Annotated in this window: 19 protein-coding genes; 10 read left to right on the top strand and 9 right to left on the bottom strand. The window is 71.4% G+C overall.

Annotation, left to right across the window (positions count from 1 at the left end):
- The first annotated feature begins 220 nt into the window (after nucleotides 1-220).
- From LE548_RS27380 to LE548_RS27355, 6 genes are all read left to right on the top strand, one after another.
- Nucleotides 221-1747, top strand: a complete 1527-nt coding sequence (locus LE548_RS27380) for an ABC transporter ATP-binding protein (RefSeq protein WP_263636661.1) — start codon at nucleotides 221-223, stop codon at nucleotides 1745-1747.
- A complete protein-coding gene (locus LE548_RS27375; protein ID WP_225099628.1) occupies nucleotides 1744-2868 on the top strand; it encodes an ABC transporter permease in 1125 nt (374 codons plus the stop codon). The genes LE548_RS27380 and LE548_RS27375 overlap by 4 nt, the downstream gene beginning before the upstream one ends.
- Nucleotides 2868-4154, top strand: a complete 1287-nt coding sequence (locus LE548_RS27370) for an ABC transporter permease (RefSeq protein WP_225099627.1) — start codon at nucleotides 2868-2870, stop codon at nucleotides 4152-4154. Before LE548_RS27375 ends, LE548_RS27370 begins: the two co-directional genes overlap by 1 nt.
- Nucleotides 4151-4555 (top strand): cytidine deaminase, encoded by a 405-nt coding sequence (locus LE548_RS27365; RefSeq protein WP_225099626.1) that lies wholly within the window; start codon nucleotides 4151-4153, stop codon nucleotides 4553-4555. The genes LE548_RS27370 and LE548_RS27365 overlap by 4 nt, the downstream gene beginning before the upstream one ends.
- 68 nt (nucleotides 4556-4623) lie before the next feature.
- On the top strand, nucleotides 4624-5907 hold the full coding sequence (locus LE548_RS27360; protein WP_225099625.1) for a thymidine phosphorylase: 1284 nt from the start codon (nucleotides 4624-4626) through the stop codon (nucleotides 5905-5907).
- A gap of 30 nt (nucleotides 5908-5937) precedes the next feature.
- Nucleotides 5938-6342, top strand: a complete 405-nt coding sequence (locus tag LE548_RS27355; protein ID WP_225099624.1) for an STAS domain-containing protein — start codon at nucleotides 5938-5940, stop codon at nucleotides 6340-6342.
- On the opposite strand, the gene LE548_RS27350 is transcribed toward LE548_RS27355, so the two are convergent.
- The 3 genes from LE548_RS27350 to LE548_RS27340 form a co-directional block, all read right to left on the bottom strand.
- Nucleotides 6226-7239 carry a sigma-70 family RNA polymerase sigma factor gene (locus tag LE548_RS27350; RefSeq protein WP_225099623.1) on the bottom strand — a complete coding sequence of 338 codons (1014 nt, stop codon included), beginning with the start codon at nucleotides 7237-7239 and terminating at the stop codon, nucleotides 6226-6228. The two genes, LE548_RS27355 and LE548_RS27350, sit on opposite strands and share 117 nt — an antisense overlap.
- 109 nt (nucleotides 7240-7348) lie before the next feature.
- Complete coding sequence (locus LE548_RS27345) at nucleotides 7349-8629, bottom strand: DNA polymerase III subunit beta (RefSeq protein ID WP_225099622.1); 1281 nt, start codon at nucleotides 8627-8629, stop codon at nucleotides 7349-7351.
- A 91-nt stretch (nucleotides 8630-8720) separates the two neighbouring features.
- Nucleotides 8721-10019, bottom strand: coding sequence for an MFS transporter (locus LE548_RS27340; RefSeq protein ID WP_225099621.1), 1299 nt, complete (start codon nucleotides 10017-10019; stop codon nucleotides 8721-8723).
- 62 nt (nucleotides 10020-10081) lie between these two features.
- Here LE548_RS27340 and LE548_RS27335 point away from each other — a divergent pair, with 62 nt between their 5' ends.
- Nucleotides 10082-11041, top strand: a complete 960-nt coding sequence (locus LE548_RS27335; protein ID WP_225099620.1) for a LysR family transcriptional regulator — start codon at nucleotides 10082-10084, stop codon at nucleotides 11039-11041.
- A 41-nt stretch (nucleotides 11042-11082) separates the two neighbouring features.
- Here LE548_RS27335 and LE548_RS27330 read toward each other — a convergent pair whose 3' ends face one another.
- Nucleotides 11083-11850, bottom strand: coding sequence for an alpha/beta hydrolase (locus tag LE548_RS27330; RefSeq protein ID WP_225099619.1), 768 nt, complete (start codon nucleotides 11848-11850; stop codon nucleotides 11083-11085).
- Nucleotides 11851-11971: 121 nt separating this feature from the next.
- On the opposite strand from LE548_RS27330, the gene LE548_RS27325 reads away from it, so the two are divergent.
- Both LE548_RS27325 and LE548_RS27320 read left to right on the top strand, forming a co-directional pair.
- Nucleotides 11972-13135 carry an adenosine deaminase gene (locus LE548_RS27325; protein WP_225099618.1) on the top strand — a complete coding sequence of 388 codons (1164 nt, stop codon included), beginning with the start codon at nucleotides 11972-11974 and terminating at the stop codon, nucleotides 13133-13135.
- Between the two features lie 150 nt (nucleotides 13136-13285).
- Nucleotides 13286-13627: an ATP-binding protein gene (locus LE548_RS27320; protein ID WP_225099617.1), complete on the top strand. Its 342-nt coding sequence runs from the start codon at nucleotides 13286-13288 to the stop codon at nucleotides 13625-13627.
- Between the two features lie 90 nt (nucleotides 13628-13717).
- Here LE548_RS27320 and LE548_RS27315 read toward each other — a convergent pair whose 3' ends face one another.
- The 5 genes from LE548_RS27315 to afsQ1 all read right to left on the bottom strand — a co-directional run bounded on the left by LE548_RS27315 (nucleotide 13718) and on the right by afsQ1 (nucleotide 17546).
- A complete protein-coding gene (locus LE548_RS27315) occupies nucleotides 13718-13915 on the bottom strand; it encodes a PspC domain-containing protein (RefSeq protein WP_225099616.1) in 198 nt (65 codons plus the stop codon).
- Nucleotides 13916-14013: 98 nt separating this feature from the next.
- Nucleotides 14014-14589 (bottom strand): VanZ family protein, encoded by a 576-nt coding sequence (locus LE548_RS27310; RefSeq protein WP_225099615.1) that lies wholly within the window; start codon nucleotides 14587-14589, stop codon nucleotides 14014-14016.
- A 58-nt stretch (nucleotides 14590-14647) separates the two neighbouring features.
- Nucleotides 14648-15253, bottom strand: coding sequence for a hypothetical protein (locus tag LE548_RS27305; protein ID WP_225099614.1), 606 nt, complete (start codon nucleotides 15251-15253; stop codon nucleotides 14648-14650).
- Nucleotides 15250-16872, bottom strand: a complete 1623-nt coding sequence (locus LE548_RS27300) for a HAMP domain-containing sensor histidine kinase (RefSeq protein ID WP_225099613.1) — start codon at nucleotides 16870-16872, stop codon at nucleotides 15250-15252. The genes LE548_RS27305 and LE548_RS27300 overlap by 4 nt, the downstream gene beginning before the upstream one ends.
- Nucleotides 16869-17546 (bottom strand): two-component system response regulator AfsQ1, encoded by a 678-nt coding sequence (gene afsQ1, locus LE548_RS27295; RefSeq protein WP_067041772.1) that lies wholly within the window; start codon nucleotides 17544-17546, stop codon nucleotides 16869-16871. The genes LE548_RS27300 and afsQ1 overlap by 4 nt, the downstream gene beginning before the upstream one ends.
- 240 nt (nucleotides 17547-17786) lie before the next feature.
- On the opposite strand from afsQ1, the gene LE548_RS27290 reads away from it, so the two are divergent.
- Entirely contained in the window at nucleotides 17787-18572 is a 786-nt protein-coding gene (locus LE548_RS27290) for a SigE family RNA polymerase sigma factor (protein WP_225099612.1), read from the top strand.
- The last annotated feature ends 7 nt before the right edge of the window (nucleotides 18573-18579 follow it).

The following is an 18579-nucleotide window of genomic DNA, read 5'->3' as shown; positions in this document are numbered from 1 at the left end:
CGTAACTGACGGATCCGGCCGGTCCGGCGGAGAATGACCGACCTAGGCTCGGCGGGGCTGCCTTCCCGTGGCCCCCGCCGAGCCATAACAATGTGTCAACTCTACGCGTGTAGCATGGAGTTGCCGCGCTAGCGTCGCCGACGCCTGCCCTCCCCTACGCAGCCCCTTTCCCCGAGGAGAGTGCGCCATCAACGCGTCCAGCCCTCCCGCTGCCGTCGAACTGCGCGGCATCACCAAGCGCTTCCCTGGTGTCGTCGCCAACAAGGACATCGACATCACCGTCCGTACGGGCACCGTCCACGCCCTGTGCGGTGAGAACGGCGCCGGCAAGTCCACCCTGATGAAGATCCTCTACGGCATGCAGCAGCCGGACGAGGGCACCATCACGGTCAACGGGGAGCAGGTCGTCCTGCACAACCCCGGCGACGCCATCGCCCGCGGCATCGGCATGGTGCACCAGCACTTCATGCTCGCCGACAACCTCACCGTGCTGGAGAACGTCGCCCTCGGCGCGGAGAAGCTGTACGGCATCGGCGGCAAGGCCCGCGCCAAGATCAAGGAGATCTCCGACGCGTACGGCCTGAACGTCCGCCCCGACGTGCTCGTCGAGGAGCTGGGCGTCGCCGACCGCCAGCGCGTGGAGATCCTCAAGGTCCTCTACCGGGGCGCCAAGACCCTCATCCTGGACGAGCCGACCGCCGTGCTCGTGCCCCAGGAGGTCGACGCGCTCTTCGACAACCTGCGCGAGCTCAAGGCCGAGGGCCTCACCGTCATCTTCATCTCCCACAAGCTGGGCGAGGTGCTCTCCGTCGCCGACGAGATCACCGTCATCCGGCGCGGTACGACGGTCGGCACGGTCGAGCCGCGCGGCACCACCCCCAAGCAGCTCGCCGAGCTGATGGTCGGCAGCGAGCTGCCCACCCCGGAGACCACCGAGTCCACCGTCACGGACGTCCCCATGCTGAAGGTCGAGGGGCTGCACCTCGCGCAGACCGACCTCGAAGGCATCGAGCGGATCATCCTGGACCAGATCTCCTTCACCATCCACAAGGGCGAGGTCCTCGGCATCGCCGGTGTGGAGGGCAACGGCCAGTCCGAGCTGGTCGAGGCGATCATGGGCATGCGCCACCCGGACGCGGGCGTGATCACCCTCGACGACGCCGACGTCTCCCACGCCCCGACCCGCGACCGCCGCGAGGCCGGCATCGGCTACATCCCCGAGGACCGCCACCGCCACGGCCTGCTGCTGGAAGCACCGCTGTGGGAGAACCGCATCCTCGGCCACGTCACCGAGAAGCCCAACTCCAAGGGCGGACTGATCGACATCAAGGCCGCCCGCGCCGACACCGAGCGGATCGTCCAGGCGTACGACGTCCGCACCCCCGGTATCGACGTCACCGCGGCCTCGCTGTCCGGCGGCAACCAGCAGAAGCTGATCGTCGGCCGCGAGATGAGCCACAACCCCAAGCTGCTCATCGCCGCCCACCCGACCCGCGGTGTGGACGTCGGCGCCCAGGCCGCCATCTGGGACTACATCCGTGAGGCCCGCCGCGAGGGCCTGGCCGTGCTGCTGATCTCCGCGGACCTGGACGAGCTGATCGGGCTCTCCGACACCCTGCGGGTGATGTACCGCGGCCGCCTGGTCGCCGACGCCGACCCCGCCACGATCACCCCCGAAGAGCTGGGCTCCGCCATGACGGGTGCGGCCACCGGCCACCTGGAGCACACAGAGGACGACGAGCGATGAACAAGCTGACCTCACGGATCGACAAGGAGCGGCTGCTCCTGGGGATCGCCGCGCCGCTGCTGGCGGTCGCCGCCGCCCTCGTCGTCACCGCCCTGGTGATCCTCTCCACCGGCAAGAACCCGGGCGCCGCATTCAGCGACATGGTGACCTACGGCTTCGCCAGCGACAGCCAGGTCTACATCCTGAACAAGGCGACGACGTACTACCTCGCGGGTGTCTCGGTGGCCATCGGCTTCCGGATGAACCTGTTCAACATCGGTGTCGACGGCCAGTACCGGCTCGCCGCGTTCATCGCCGCCGTCCTCGGCGGCGCGCTGAGCGTGCCCGGCTGGATCGCCATCCCGCTGATCCTGATCTGCGCCATGGCGACCGGCGCCCTGTGGGCTGCCATCGCCGGCATCCTCAAGGTGACCCGGGGCGTCAGCGAGGTCATCGCGACCATCATGCTGAACTCGATCGCCACCGCGATCATCGCCTACCTGCTCCAGCCCGGAAGACTCGGCGAACTCCAGCAGGGCGGCACCCTGGTCTCCACCAAGCCGCTGCCTTCCTCCTCCTACTTCTTCACGATCAACACCGGCCCGGCCGGGCTCCTGGACGGCTTCATCGTCGTCGCCGTGGTCGTCGGCATCGCGTACTGGTTCGTGCTCGGCCGTACCCGCTTCGGCTTCGACCTGCGCACGGTCGGCCAGTCCGAGTCCGCGGCGTCGGCGAGCGGTGTGTCGGTGAAGAAGATGGTCGCCACCAGCATGATCATCTCGGGTGCGGTGGCCGGCCTGGTCGGCATGCCCACCCTGCTCAACGAGAGCCACCAGTACGACGCCAGTTTCCCCGCCGGGATCGGCTTCACCGGCATCGCCATCGCGCTGCTCGGCCGTAACAACCCGGTCGGCATCGCGCTCGGCGCCCTGCTGTGGGGCTTCCTGGAGCGCACCACCAACCATCTGGAGTTCCAGGGCTACGACAAGGAGATCCTCGGCGTCATCGAGGGCGTCATCGTCCTCTGCGTCGTGATCGCCTACGAGGTCGTACGACGCTACGGCCTCAAGCGCCAGCAGCAGAAGGTCGGCGCGGAACTCGCCGCCCAGGCCGCCGCGACGAAGAAGCAGGAGGTGGCGTGATGACTGCCACGATGACCGACACGCCGCCGCCCGCGGCCCCCAAGGCGCCGGGTGCGCCGCAGCGCTCGGGCCGCTCCCTCGGCCAGATCCTCATGATCGTCGCCGGCGCCCTGCTGCTCGTCTCCGCCGTCCGCATGATCACCGGCTCCGACTCGCTCGACTCCGCCGGCCAGGTCAGCGCCGCCCTCGGCCTCGCCGTCCCGATCGGCCTCGCCGGTCTCGCCGGCCTGTGGTCCGAGCGGTCCGGCGTGGTCAACATCGGCCTCGAAGGCATGATGATCCTCGGCACCTTCGGCGCCGGCTGGATCGGCTGGCAGTCCAGCCCCTGGCTCGGCCTGCTGATGGGCATCGCCTTCGGTGTCCTCGGCGGCCTGGTGCACGCCGTCGTCACCGTCACCTTCGGCGTCGACCACATCGTCTCCGGTGTCGCGATCAACCTGCTCGCGCTCGGCGCCACCCAGTACCTCGCCAAGCTGTTCTTCAACAGCGGTGCGGCCGCCAACGCGGGCGGCAACCCCAAGCAGTCCCCGCCGGTCGACTCGCTGCCGACCGTCACCGTGCCCGGCCTCTCCAGCGGCCTGCACTCGATCGAGAACCACCACTGGTTCCTGGTCTCCGACCTCGCGGGCATCATCGGCGGCCTGGTCACGAACCTGTCCGTGGTGACGATCCTCGCCGTGGTCCTGTTCGCCGGCACCTGGTGGCTGCTGTGGCGCACCCCGTTCGGACTGCGGCTGCGCTCCTGCGGTGAGAACCCGACCGCCGCCGAGTCCCTCGGCGTCAACGTCTACACCTACAAGTACGCTGCCGTCGCCGTCTCCGGCGGCCTCGCCGGCCTCGGCGGCGCCTTCCTCGCCCTGGTCACCTCGCACACCTACCTGGAGGGCCAGACCGGCGGCCGCGGCTACATCGGCCTCGCGGCGATGATCTTCGGCAACTGGCGGCCGGGCGGCCTGGCGATGGGCGCGGGCCTGTTCGGCTACTCCGACGCGCTCCAGCTGCGCAACGGCGGCGTGACCGTCCACGCGCTGCTGCTTCTGCTGGTCGTGCTGCTGGCGGCCCTGGCGGGCTGGAAGCTGTACAAGAAGGCGGTGCTGCAGGGCGCGATCAGCGCCGTCATGGCCGCGCTGGTCCTGGTCTGGTACCTGACCACCAACGAGGTCCCGAGCGACTTCGTCGGCGCGACCCCGTACGTCGTCACCCTGCTGGTGCTGTCCCTGTCGGCGCAGCGCCTGCGGATGCCGAAGGCGGACGGCATGCGCTACCGGAAGGGCCAGGGCAAGTGACGCAGCACGCGGCCGAGTTCAACTGGGAGGCGCTGCGCGTGGTGGCGCGTGAGGCGATGTCCCATGCCTACGCCCCCTATTCCGGCTTCCCGGTCGGCGTGGCGGCGCGGGTCGACGACGGCCGCACCGTCACCGGCTGCAACGTGGAGAACGCCTCCTACGGACTCGGCCTGTGCGCCGAGTGCGGTCTGGTCTCCGACCTCCAGCGCACGGGCGGCGGCCGCCTGACGCACTTCACCTGCGTGGACGGCACCGGCGGCCTGCTGGTGCCGTGCGGCCGCTGCCGCCAGCTGCTCTACGAGTTCGGCGGCCCGGACCTCCTCCTGGACACCCCGGAGGGCGTCCTGCCCCTCTCCGAGATGCTCCCTCAGGCCTTCGGCCCGGCCCATCTCACCAAGTAACGCCGTACGGCCCCCCTGCCCCGCTCGCAGGGGGGCCGTGCACTTCGCACTTCTTCGAAGGGAACGTCATGGCCATGGACGCCATCTCCGTGATCCGCACCAAGCGGGACCGTGGTGAGCTGACCGACCAGCAGATCGACTGGGTCATCGACGCGTACACGCGGGGCGAGGTCGCCGACGAGCAGATGTCGTCGCTCGCGATGGCCATCCTCCTCAACGGCATGAACCGCCGCGAGATCGCCCGCTGGACGGCGGCGATGATCGCGTCGGGCGAGCGCATGGACTTCTCGTCCCTGTCCCGCCCGACGGCCGACAAGCACTCGACGGGCGGCGTCGGCGACAAGATCACGCTCCCGCTGGCACCGCTCGTGGCGGCCTGCGGCGCGGCCGTCCCGCAGCTGTCGGGCCGGGGCCTCGGCCACACCGGCGGCACGCTGGACAAGCTGGAGTCGATCCCGGGCTGGCGCGCGCTGCTGTCCAACGAGGAGATGCTGCACGTCCTGGACACGACGGGCGCGGTGATCTGCGCGGCGGGCGACGGTCTGGCCCCGGCCGACAAGAAGCTGTACGCGCTGCGGGACGTCACCGGCACGGTCGAGGCGATCCCCCTGATCGCCTCGTCGATCATGTCGAAGAAGATCGCGGAGGGCACGGGCAGCCTGGTCCTGGACGTGAAGGTCGGCACCGGCGCCTTCATGAAGACGATCGAGGACGCGCGCGAACTGGCGTCGACCATGGTCGGCCTCGGCACGGACCACGGCGTCAAGACGGTCGCTCTGCTGACGGACATGTCCACCCCCCTCGGTCTCACGGCGGGCAATGCCCTGGAGGTCCGCGAGTCGGTGGAGGTCCTCGCGGGCGGCGGTCCGGCGGACGTGGTGGAACTGACGATCGCCCTGGCCAGCGAGATGCTGGCCGCGGCCGGCGTGCAGGACGCCGACCCGGCGAAGGCCCTCGCCGACGGCTCCGCGATGGACGTCTGGCGCCGCATGATCGCGGCCCAGGGCGGCGACCCGGACGCCGCGTTGCCCACGTCGAAGGAACAGCACGTGATCAAGGCCCCGTCGTCCGGTGTGCTGACCCGTCTCGACGCGTACGACATCGGTATCGCCGCCTGGCGCCTCGGCGCCGGCCGCGCCCGCAAGGAGGACCCGGTGCAGGCGGCGGCGGGCGTGGAGATGCACGCCAAGCCGGGCGACACCGTCCAGGAGGGCCAGCCCCTGCTGACCCTGCACACCGACACCCCCGAGCGCTTCGAGTACGCGCTCCAGGCGGTGCAGAGGTCGTACGACATCGCCGCGCCGGGCACGGACTTCACCGCGTCGCCGGTGGTGCTGGAGCGCATTGCCTGAGCAGGGCGGAGCGCCGCCGAGCGCGACGCGATGAGTTCCGGTCCTCCCGCCGGTCTACCGGTCGTGGAGGACAGGACACTCGCCGTGCTCGTGCTGCCCGGCCCCGTCAGACGTGCGGACACGGCCGGGCTGTGTGCCGCCGTGCGGACACTGCTGGACGGCGCCGGGGGCGGCGGTCGCGGCGGGGAACGGGTCGTCGTCTGTGATGTGGGCGGGCTCGGGCCGCCGGGGCTCGCCGTCGTCGATCTGCTGGCGCGGCTGGAGCTGACCGCCCGCCGGGCCGGCGGGCGGATACGGCTGCGGGATCCCGACCCGGCGCTACTCGCCCTCCTCGACCTCGTCGGACTCAGCTTCCAGGTGGAGGGGCAGGCCGAAAAGGGGGAACCAGCGCTGGGCGTCGAGGAAGCAGTGGAAACCGGTGATCCGGCCGTCTGAGATCTCCAGGATCTGCACCGCCCAGGGGCTGAACCCGCCCTTCTCCTCGTCCGGCTTGTAGTGCGCGAACGCCGGCAGCCCGTTGGCCCGGACCGGCAGCAGGCGGGAGCCGGCGCAGGACGCGCCCAGCGTGCTCATGAAGCCGGTGATGTCCGCCGTACCGCGCAGCCACAGGTCGAACGGCGGCATCGTCATGATGGCGTCCTCGTGCAGCAGCGCCGTCAGCGCCGTCATGTCGTAGCCCTCGAAGGCCTTGACGTACCGCTCCAGGAGCTTTTGCTGCTCCTCGTCCAGCGGGTCGGACACCGCCCCCTCCGGGCCGCCCTCGGCCCGCTCGGCGAGCGTGGCGCGGGCCCGCTGGAGGGCGCTGTTGACCGAGGCGACCGTGGTGCCCAGCAGCTCGGCGACCTCGCTCGCCTTCCACGCCAGCACCTCGCGCAGGATCAGCACCGCCCGCTGCTTGGGCGGCAGTTGCTGGAGCGCCGCCATGAACGCGAGCCGGATGGACTCCTTCGCGACGGCCGCGTCCGCCGGGTCCTGAGTCTCCGGCAGCACCCGCCCGTCCGGCATCGGCTCCAGCCAGGTGTTCTCCGGGCGGGGGGAGAGCGCCGCCTGCGCGAGCGGGGTCGACTCCGTCAGGTCCATCGGTCTCGCCCTCTTGTTGCCCGCCGACAGCATGTCCAGGCACACGTTCGTCGCGATCCGGTACAGCCACGAGCGCACCGATGAGCGGCCCTCGAACTTCTCGTAGCTCCGCCAGGCCCGCACCAGGGTGTCCTGCACCGCGTCCTCGGCCTCGAAGGAGGAGCCGAGCATCCGATAGCAGTACCCCGTCAGCTCGGTCCGGTGCTTCTCCAGTACGACGTCGAGGTCCGCCGTCGCCGTCCCGTCACCCATCGTCCACCCACCCCTGTGGCGTTCCCTGTTCGCGCTTCCTTGCGCCCCAGCACTTCGGAAGCTACCGCAGCCCACTGACAACGGCCCCCGGAGTACGAAAAAGCCCAGCTCAGACCAGTTGCTTCACGGACATGAGCAGATGCCGGTGACCGGCTGCCGCACCGGTGCCGCCGAGCAGCGCCCGCTGGCCGCCGCCCAGCAGCTCCAGCCGCAGCTCCGGGCCCTCGAAGGAGTTCAGCGCGTCGAGCAGATAGGCCGGGTTGAAGGCCACGGTGAACTCCTCGGCCCCGTGCAGTACGGACGGCAGCCGCTGTGCCGCCACGTCGTCCCCGTACCCGGCCCGCACCAGCAGCGTGCCCTCGGCGGCCGAGAAGTCCAGCCGGACCGGGCTGTTGGCCTCGGCGACCACCGCGACCCGTCGTACGGCCTCCGTCAGTGCCGCGCAATCCACCTCGGCGATCGCCGCGTCCGCCAGCGCGAACAGCGCCCCGTACCCGGGCAGCCGCCCCTCCAGCCGCCGCAGCACCGTACGGGTGCCCCCGCCCGCGAAGCCGACCACGCCCCCGCCGGCCTGCTGCGCCCGATCCAGGCCGATCCGTACGGTCCCGCAGCGGGCCAGCGACCGCGCCGCCTCCAGCAGCCGCCGCGCGGGCAACAGCACCTCCACCGCCTCCCGGGCCGCCCCCGCCTCACCGGCCTCCCCAGCCGGCCGCGCCTCCCGGGCCGCTCCGGCCGCTCCGGTCGGCACCTCTCCGGTCGCCCCGGCCTCTCCGGCGAGCCGCGCTTGCCCGGCCGCCCCGGCCTCCTCGGCCGGCCCCGCTTCCCCGGCCGTCCGCGCCTCCGGCTTCCACTCCAGCCGCCGGACCGCGTAGCGGTAGCGGTCGGAGGCCGACAGCGTCATCTCGTCGCCGTCGAACCGCAGTTGGATCCCGGTGAGCACCGGCAGCGTGTCGTCGCGGCCCGCCGCCACCGCCACCTGTCCGACTGCCGTCGCGAACGCCTCCGCGTCCACCCCGCCGTACGCCAGTGGCGCCTGGGGGAGCGCCGGATACTCCTCGTACGGCAGCGTCGACAGCCCGAACCGGGTGCCGCCCGCCTCCAGAGCGAACCGGGTCCCCTCCAGCGCGCAGCTCACCGGGCCCTCGGGCACCACCCGGCAGATGTCCAGGAGTCTGCGCCCGAGCACCAGGACCCGGCCCTCCGCCGTCACCTCGGCGTCGGTCTCCACGCGCACCATGGTCTCGAAGTCGAAGCCGGACACCGTCAGCCGCCCCGCCTCCGCGGTCAGCAGCAATCCGCCCAGCACCGGCACCGGCGTCCGGGCGGGCAGCGCTCGCGCCGCCCTCCCCACCGCCTCCGCCAGTTCCCCGCGCGCGATCCGGAACTCCATGCGACAAACCCCCTGCCCGACGGACCAGTTGTTCCGGGGACGCTAGCCGCGCCCACTGACAACGGCCCCTGAGCAGGGGGTTCGGCAGAAGCTAGTGCGCCGCGACCGGCTGCCGGCGGGCCGCCACCCGGGCCGCCCGCGTACCGGCGACGGTAATCGTGACGACACCGACGACCGCCAGCACGCCCACCCCGACCGTGCCGCCCCAGCCGTCCGCGTGGAAGGCCGTCGCGCCGACCGTGCTGCCGACGCTGGAGCCGATGTAGTACATCGACTGGTAGAGCGCCGCGGCCTGGGCACGCCCGTGCGTGGCCGTCTTGCTGACCGCCGAGGACGCCACCGCGTGACCCGCGAAGAAGCCCGCCGTGATCAGCACCAGCCCCAGCAGGACCAGCGGGAGTGAGGGTGCCAGGGAGAGCAGCAGGCCCGCCGCCGTCGTACCGCCCGCCAGGTACAGCGCGCCGCGGCGGCCGAGGCGGCCCACCAGCCGGCCGGCCGTGGAGGCGGACACCGTGCCCACCAGGTAGACCAGGAAGATCGAGCCGACGATGCCCTGCGGCAGCCCGAACGGCGCCTCCGTCAGGCGGTAGCCGATCACCGTGTACACGCCGCCGAACACCGTCATGAACAGCGCGCCGATCGCGTACAGCCGGCGCAGCAGCGGGTTGGCGAGGTGGTCGCGGACCGTGTCGAGCAGGACGCGGGGCCGCAGCGAGCCCGCCGTGAAGTGCCGGGGAGTCGGCAGCAGCAGCCGGAAGGCCACCGCGCACGCCACGGCGATCGCGCCGATCACACCGACCGAGACCCGCCAGCCCCACTCCTGGGCCACCCAGCCGGTGATCACCCGGCCGCTCATACCGCCGACGCTGTTGCCCGCGACGAACAGGCCGATCGCCGTGACCAGCGCCTTCGGCCGGACCTCCTCGGCCAGATAGGCCGTCGCCGAGGCGGGCAGACCGGCCAGCGCCGCGCCCTGGACGGCCCGCAGCACCACCAGCACGCCGAGCGACGGCGCGAACGGCACCAGCATGCCGACGGTGACCGCGACGGCCAGCGAGGCCGTCATCACCGTACGGCGGCCGAAGCGCTCCGACAGGGCGCTCATCGGCAGCACGAACAGCGCCAGACCGCCGGTCGCGGCCGCCACGGTCCAGCTCGCCTCGCTCGCCGCGACCCCGAACTCCCCTGAGATCAGAGGCAGCAGGGCCTGCGTGGAGTACAGGAGCGCGAAGGTGGCGACGCCGGCGAGGAAGAGGGCGAGGCTCATCCGGCGGTAGCCGGGCCCGCCCGGAGTCATCCGGGAATCGGCGGCGGAGTCAGCGGTGTCGGCGACGGGGACGGGCGAGGTGGCGACCACGGTGGTGGGCGCCCCGGTACTGGCGGGAGACATGCCTAGACCGTAGGGGCGGGCTTCTCATCCGTCCAATGCATGGAATGGCGATAATCGTTCCCATGGTGCATCAGCAAAGCTCACGGACTCGCCTGTCAACGAACAGTGACACAGAAGACATGGCTGAGATGTCGAAGGTGCTCGCGCCCCGCCTCGCCTACTTCGCCGGCGTGGCCCGCACCGAGCACGTGACCAGGGCCGCCCACGAGATGAACGTCCCCCAGTCCACCCTCTCCCGCGCGATGGTCCGCCTGGAGCAGGACCTGGGCGTCGACCTCTTCGCCCGCCACGGCCGCACGGTCTCCCTCACCCCCGCCGGCCGCACCTTCCTCGCCTCGGTCGAACGCGCCCTCGCCGAGGTCGAGCGGGCCGCCGAGGAGGTCCGCGCCGACGCCGACCCGGCCACCGGCAAGGTCGCCTTCGGCTTCCTGCACACCATGGGTGCCGAGACCGTACCCGGCCTCCTGCACGCCTTCCGCGCCGACCATCCGCGCATCCGCTTCAGCCTCGTCCAGAACTACGGCGAGGCCATGCTGGAGGGCCTGCGCGCGGGCGAGCTGGACCTGTGTCTGACCTCGCCGGTCCCGGACGCCCCCGACCTGGTCGCCCGCCGCCTGGACGAACAGAAGCTCCGCCTGGTCGTCCCCGCCGACCACCCCCTGGCCGGCCGCAAACGCATCCGCCTGGCCGAGGCCGCCGAGGAAACCTTCGTCACCCTGGAACCCGGCTACGGCCTGCGCCGCATCACCGACGCCCTGTGCCGGGAGGCGGGTTTCCGCCCCAGGGTCGCCTTCGAGGGCGAGGAGGCGGAGACCCTGAGGGGTCTGGTGGCGGCGGGCCTGGGGGTGGCCCTTCTCCCGCCGCCCACTGTCCCCAGGCCGGGCGTCGTGGAACTGACGGTCACGGCCCCGAAGGCGGCCAGGGAGATCGGGGTTGCCTGGCTGGCGGACCGCCCGGACACCCCGCCGGTGGCCGCGTTCAAGAAGTTCCTGCTCTCAAGAAGGGGCAGCCTGCTTCCCTAGGGGGCGTCGTTCGGATCATCCCGGCGTCCGAACGACACCCCCTAGCTCTGCCGTCTCAGCGACCGCCCGAACCCCACAGCCAACGGCATCCGCAGACCGATGGGCGGCGGAGCGGCCAGCGCGTCCTCGACGGGCCGCGACACGTGATACCCGAACAACGCCCCGAGCATGAAGTCGACGGCCAGGCACCCCACTTCGTCCCGGTGCCCGTTCATCCCATGTCCATCGGAGTGCACTTCGAACCGGCACACCTCCCGATTGACCTTCTTCGCCCGCGCGGCGAACCGGAACGACAGCTCAGGGTCGGTCCGTTGGTCGTTCGTGCCGTGCACGATCAGCACCCGGCGCCCCACCAGCTGCTTGACCGGCTCGGCAGGCGCGGCCACATCCTCCTCGGGCAGCCAAGGAGCAAGGGCCACAACGGAGTTGACCGCCTCATGCCCACCCGCCCGCAGCGCCGCCCGCCCGCCCATGTCCACCCCGACCAGGCACACGGGCACGTCCCCGTACCGTCGTACGACCTCGTCGGTGGCCCATTCGGCGTCCACCGCCAGGTGCGCCTCGCTCCCGTTCCACCCTCGGTAGCGGTAGTGGACCATGTGCACCGCCAGCCCCTCGGCCCGGCCCGCGCGAGCGAACCGCCGGCCCAGGGAGTGCAGCGCCACTGTCGCCCGTACGGGGGACGGCCGGCGGGCGGACACCTCCTCGCCGCCGGGGAGCAGCAGCACCGCTCCGCTCACCGACGTCGGCTCCGGGCCGACTGCCTTTCCCAGCCTGGCCGTTCGGACCGGCGTCGCTTGCTGTCCCATGACAGAACAGTGTCAGAAGGGGCGGTGTACGAAACCCGTACGTGCGGTCACCGTTGCGTATCGACGGAAAAGTGCCCTCCGGTACGGCGCGCTCTACGCGCGTAGGAGTTAGAGTGCGGAAATGACGAGCCAGACTGCACCGACTGGAGTCGTCCCGACGCCGGACCAGATCCGCCGGGCGCCCAAGGTTCTGCTGCACGATCATCTCGACGGCGGGCTCCGTCCCGGAACCGTCGTCGAACTCGCCGAGGAGACCGGGTACCCGGGCCTCCCCGAGACCGACCCCGACAAACTGGGCATCTGGTTCCAGGAAGCCGCCGACTCCGGCTCGCTGGAACGGTATCTGGAGACCTTCAAGCACACCGTCGGCGTGCTCCAGACCCGGGACGCGCTGATCCGGGTCGCGCGGGAGTGCGCCGAGGACCTCGCCGAGGACGGCGTCGTCTACGCCGAGGTGCGGTACGCGCCCGAGCAGCACCTGGAGCGGGGACTCACCCTGGAGCAGGTGGTCGAGGCCGTCAACGAGGGGTTCCGGCAGGGGGAGCGGCTGGCCCGGGAGAACGGCCACCGGATCCGGGTCGGCGCCCTGCTGACCGCCATGCGGCACGCGGCCCGCTCCCTGGAGATCGCCGAACTCGCCAACCGCTACCGGGACTCCGGCGTGGTCGGCTTCGACATCGCCGGCGCGGAGGCGGGCTATCCGCCCACCCGGCACCTGGACGCCTTCGAGTACCTCAAGCGCGAGAACAACCACTTCACCATCCACGCCGGCGAGGCCTTCGGGCTGCCGTCCATCTGGCAGGCACTCCAGTGGTGCGGCGCCGACCGGCTCGGGCACGGTGTGCGGATCATCGACGACATCGAGGTCCGCGAGGACGGCTCGGTGCGGCTCGGCCGGCTGGCGTCGTACGTCCGCGACAAGCGGATCCCGCTGGAGCTGTGCCCCAGCTCCAACCTCCAGACCGGGGCCGCGCCCTCGTACGCCGAGCACCCGATCGGGCTGCTGCGCCGGCTGCACTTCCGGGCCACGGTGAACACCGACAACCGGCTGATGTCCCACACCAGCATGAGCCGGGAATTCGAGCACCTTGTCGATGCGTTCGGTTACACGCTCGACGACCTCCAGTGGTTCTCCGTCAATGCGATGAAATCAGCGTTCATTCCTTTCGATGAACGACTCGCCATGATCAATGACGTCATCAAACCGGGACATGCAGAACTGAAATCCGAATGGCTGTTCCAGCAGACGGCCTCCACCAGCGGTTCTGCCGATTCGGAGGGCTGACCGAGCCCTTCGCCCCGGAATGGAATGCGGACACGCTTTCACAAGGCGTCCGCATTTCGGTGTTTGCGGCGGGTGGTCCGGCGTGTTTACGGTCGTGGACCGCTCAGATCATTTGTGATCTCCGTCTCCGCATTCAAGGACGCATTCACCATGAAGCAGTCTGCCGCCAAGACCCTCGGTGTCGCCGCCCTCGGCGCCGCCTTCGCCGCCACCGGTGCGGGCGCGGCCAACGCGGCCACGGCCCTCCCCGACACCGGCCAGGCCACGCAGGCCCTGAGCTCCGTCAGCCAGACGCTGCCGGGCGCCACCGAGGCGCTGACCCAGGGGCAGGGTGCCCTGGGTGCCGCGACGGCCGCCGCCACGCCGGCCGTCCAGAGCGCGCTCGCCAAGGGCCCGACCGCGCCGGTCGCCGGGCTCCTCGGCGGACTGCCGACGGGCAACACGGGCCTGCCCACGCACGGTCTGCCGGTGAACGGGATCCCGCTCGGCTGACCCGGCGGCCGCCAGCCGTACGACGCCGCTGGGGCGCCCCGGATCCGGTCCGGGAGCGCCCCAGCGGCGTTCGCGTGCGCCGCTCCGGCCTCACCAGGCGGTGCGCGACTCCTCGGACGGCATCAGGATCCACAGCGCTATGTAGAGCAGGAACTGCGGGCCTGGCAGCAGGCAGGACAGCAGGAAGATCACCCGCATCGTCGTCGCCGAGATGCCGAAGCGCCGGGCCAGTCCGGCGCACACGCCGCCGATCATGCGGCCGTGGGTGGGGCGGGCGAGAGCGGACATGGCGACTCCTCCGTGGTGGTCGATGCACTGTCTTCAGCGTCTTCAGCTGCCTTCAGCTGTCTTCGACGATACGGAGACGAAGCGGGCGAAGCGTCGCTCTACGGGGCGATCCCGACCCTGGGAATCGTCGGGGTACGACCCTGAGCCGGCTCCTCCCGGACGGTCACGAAGCGTTCGGCCCACGTGTCCCCGCCTTCGCCCGCGTCGCCCGCGTCCCTCCGCCGCAGCCAGGCGCGTCCCGCCGGTACGACGGCCAGATGGGCCAGGACGACACCCGCGGTGTTCAGCAGCAGCGAGTCGACGTCCACGACCCTGCCGGGCACGCCGGTCTGGAGCAGCGCGATGCCGAGGGAGATCAGGGCGCCCGCCGCGGCCGTACGGATCAGGGAGGCGAGCGGGGAGACGGCGAGCCTGCCGTGCACCGCCGGCAGCAGCACGCCCAGCGGGGCGAGCAGCGCCAGGCCCTCACCGATGCGCCGGGCGGCCTCCCGCGCACCGAGTGCCAGGTCGGCGCGGATGCCGGCCAGGGGGTGCAGGTTGGGGGGTGTCACCCAGGGGACGTCCAGGGGACGCAGCGTCAGCCAGGCGACGAGGGCGAGATGGGCGACGAGGAGGACACCGCCGGTCACCCGGATACGGATCGTGGCACTGCCGCCGAAGCGTTGACGCTGCACGACCCCCTAGACGCAGCGCCGGGTACGAACGGTTCCGGTGCGGCACGACTGCCCGCGGCTAGGACTTCCCCAGCACCTCGCTCGACGGCGGTTCCGCCGATCCCGGGCGGTTGCGGACGTCGTCCGTGCAGGCGTAGCGGCGGGGGGTGTCCGGGGCCGGGCCGGCCAGGATGACCGAGCCGTCGCCTTCCGTCGCCGCCGAGTCGGAGAGGGTGCAGACCAGCTGGGCCAGGGCGTAGGACGTGAGGCGGGACGGGTGCGTGTTCAGGCGGAGGGTTTCTTCGGGGTCCTTCGGGGCGGGGCCGGAGACGTTCAGGCCGCCTGGGACGTACGTCGTGTAGCCCGCGGAGCGTTCGGCTGCGGACGGCGACGCGGCGAGCTGGTCCAGCAGGCCCTGGGCCACGATCACCCGGCGCCGGGCGTCCGGGGTGCCGTCGGGGACGCGCACCGTCCGGTCGACCGTCACCAGGGACGCCCCGCAGAGCAGGAAGACCTGCACGGGCACGCCCTGCGAGGACTGCGTCGCCACGTCCGGGCCGGCCAGCGAGCACGGCACCCGGGACGGCGCCGCCCCGAAGTCGGTCGGCACCTGAGTGGCCCGGATGCCGCAGCCGGACAGCAGCACGCCCAGGAGGGGCAGCGCCAGCAGGCGTCGTACGGTCATGACCCCTCCTTTCCTGATCCTGAACTGCCTGTGTCGTTCTTGTCGTTCGGGTTGTTCCTGCCGGCCCCGGTGTCCTTCTCGCCCCCGTCCGCCTCCTCCGTCAGCCGCGAGGCGTCCCGCGGTAGCCGCAGGGTGAACACCGCGCCCCCGTCGGGCGAGTTGGCGGCCGTGATCTCGCCGCCGTGGATGTGGGCGTTCTCCATGGCGATGGACAGGCCCAGGCCGCTGCCCTCGGAGCGCGGCCGGGAGGCGCTCGCCTTGTAGAAGCGGTCGAAGACGTGGGGGAGGACCTCCTCGGGGATGCCCGGCCCGTGGTCGCGCACCGCGATGACCACCTCGTCGTCCGCCGCCCTGACCGACACCCGCACCGGCGACCCGCCGTGCTTGAGCGCGTTGCCGATCAGGTTGGCGAGGATCACGTCCAGCCGGCGCGGGTCGAGGAGGGCGTGGATGCCGCGCTCGGCGTCCAGCTCGACGGCGTCGAGCCAGGCGCGGGCGTCGATGCAGGCGGTGATCTGGTCGGCGACGTCGACGTCGTCCAGGACCAGCCGGGCGGTGCCCGCGTCGAAGCGGGTGACCTCCATCAGGTTCTCGACCAGGTCGTTCAGCCGCCGCGTCTCGCTGACCACCAGCCGCACCGCAGGCTCGATCATCGGGTCGATGCTGCCCGACTCCGCCTCCAGCTCCTCCTCCAGCACCTCCGTGACGGCGGTGATGGCGGTCAGCGGCGTCCGCAGCTCATGGCTCATGTCGGCGACGAAGCGGCGCGAGGCCTCGTCCCGGGCGGCCATCTCCGCGACGCGCTGCTCCAGCGCCTCGGCCGCGTTGTTGAACGTCCGGGAGAGATCGGCCAGTTCGTCCGTGCCCGACACCCGCAGCCGGGTGTCCAGCTTGCCCTCGCCCAGCCGCGCCGCGGCGACCCCGAGCCGGTGCACCGGCTTCAGCACGGTCGTGGCGGCGGCCTGCGCGAGCAGCGCGGCGCCGATCAGCGCGAGTCCCGTGGCGATGCCCAGCGACCAGGCCAGCGAGTTCAGATCCTTGGCCTCCGGCTCCAGCGACTTCGCCATGTAGCCGGTCGGACCGCCGCCGATCACCCGCGTACCGGCCACCAGATACGGCGTGCCGTGGCTCACGACCCGCTGCCAGTACAGGTGGTACGGCTCCTTGTTGGCGTCGGTCACCTTCTGCTGCTTGTTCACGGCAGCGCGCAGCGACTTCGGCACGTCCTCCAGCGAGAAGCCGTTGATACCGCCCGAGTTGCCGTACACCGTCTTGCCGCCGGCGTCCTGGCCGACCAGCAGCACGCTGAAGCTCTGGCTGCTGGTCGCCATCTGTCCGGCGGTGCGTTGGAGCTGGTCCTGGGTGGGGTGCGAGGGCAGCGCGCCCGCGCGGTTCTGCATCTCCTGGCGGAAGTCGCGCAGCACCGCGTCCTGGGTGCGGGTGAGCACCGCCTCCCGGTTCAGCCAGTAGGCGATGCCGGACGCCGACACGGCGGCGGTCAGGGCCACCAGCCCGAAGACGACGACCAGCCGCAGCCGCAGACTGGTGAACCTCAGCCGGGCCAGACTCCTCCCGCGCCCCGCGGCCCAGCCGCGCAGCCCCCTGTGCGTGTCGGTCACTGAGGCGTGTCCAGGCGGTAGCCGACACCACGGACGGTACGGATCAGCGTCGGGGAGGACGGCACGTCCTCGACCTTGGCGCGCAGCCGCTGCACACACGCGTCCACGAGCCGCGAGTCACCCAAGTAGTCGTGCTCCCACACCAGCCGCAGCAACTGCTGCCGGGACAGCGCCTGACCGGGCCGCCGGCTCAGCTCCAGCAGCAGCCTGAGCTCGGTCGGGGTCAGCTGGAGGTCCTCGCCGTTCTTCGTCACGGTCATCGCCGAACGGTCGATGACGAGGTTGCCGAAGGTCGCCGAGTCGCTGGACTCACGCTCCCCGCGCCGCAGCACGGCCCGGATCCGGGCGTCGAGCACGCGGCCCTGCACGGGCTTGACGACGTAGTCGTCGGCCCCGGACTCCAGCCCGACCACCACATCGATGTCATCGCTGCGCGCGGTGAGCAGGATGATCGGCAGCTGGTCGGTGCGCCGGATCCGGCGGCACACCTCGAAGCCGTCGATGCCGGGCAGCATCACGTCCAGCACGATGAGGTCGGGCCGCTGCTCGCGCAGCAGCTTCAGACCGTCCTCACCGCTGGCAGCGGTGGCCACCCGGTGGCCCTGGCGGGTCAGGGAGAGCTCCAGGGCCGTGCGGATGGCGTCGTCGTCCTCGATCAGCAACAGGGAAGGCACGGGCTCATTCTGGCCCATGGACCCGCCGTCCTCCCACCTGCCCGCACCAGCCCTTCCCTACCGCCACCACATGTGCACGTCCTGTGAGCGCGCCGAGCCGGACCCCTGTGACAGGTCTGTGACAGTCGGCGGACACGGCGATGAAGTGACCCCGGCAGAGTTTTCGTCACGGGCCGGACGGTCAGCCGGAACCGGCCCGGCACGACCGAACCACCGGAAGTCCACGACGGGGAGCGCGAGATGAACACGCTGCACAGCATCAGCACCAGCGCAGTGGTCACGCGTCTGCACGACGTGCACATGCACCGGTCCGGTTCCGAGAAGTCCGGTGCCGTGAGCGGGCGGGGGTGCGCTCGCGGTACCGGGCGTCAGCACCCGGCGTACATGTCGGTGGTCGACGCACCTACGCCGGACGGCGTCACGGGGCCCGCGTCGGCAGCCGTCATGGGCGCTGTCGGGGGAGCTGCGTACGGGGAGGACTCGGGGGAGCGGCGTCGCTCGCTGACGGAGGCGGAGTTCACCGCCTACGTCCAGGAGCGCCGCGCCTCCCTGTACGCCACCGCCTACCACCTGACCGGTGACCGCTTCGAGGCCGAGGACCTGCTGCAGAGCGCGCTGTTCTCGACGTACAAGGCGTGGGACCGGATCAGCGACAAGGCGGCCGTCGGCGGCTACCTGCGCCGCACCATGACCAACCTGCACATCAGCGCCTGGCGGCGCCGCAAGCTCAACGAGTACCCGACCGAGGAACTGCCGGAGACGCCCTCCGACACGGACGCGATGCGCGGCACCGAACTGCGCGCGGTCCTGTGGCAGGCGCTGGCCCGGCTCCCCGAACTCCAGCGCACCATGCTGGTCCTGCGCTACTACGAGGGCCGCACGGACCCGGAGATCGCGGAGATCCTCGACATCAGCGTCGGCACGGTCAAGTCCAGCATCTGGCGCTCGCTGCGCCGGCTGCGCGAGGACGAGGTCCTCAGCTTCGGCCGTGACGAGGAGAACGCCTTCGGCGAGCTGGTCGCCTGAGGGTGGA

It is taken from the genome of Streptomyces sp. CoH27 (assembly GCF_020181035.1).
GTDB classification, from domain to species: domain Bacteria; phylum Actinomycetota; class Actinomycetes; order Streptomycetales; family Streptomycetaceae; genus Streptomyces; species Streptomyces camelliae.
The sequence above is the reverse complement of the archived record's forward strand: the minus strand, read 5'-3'. Positions and strand labels throughout refer to the sequence as shown.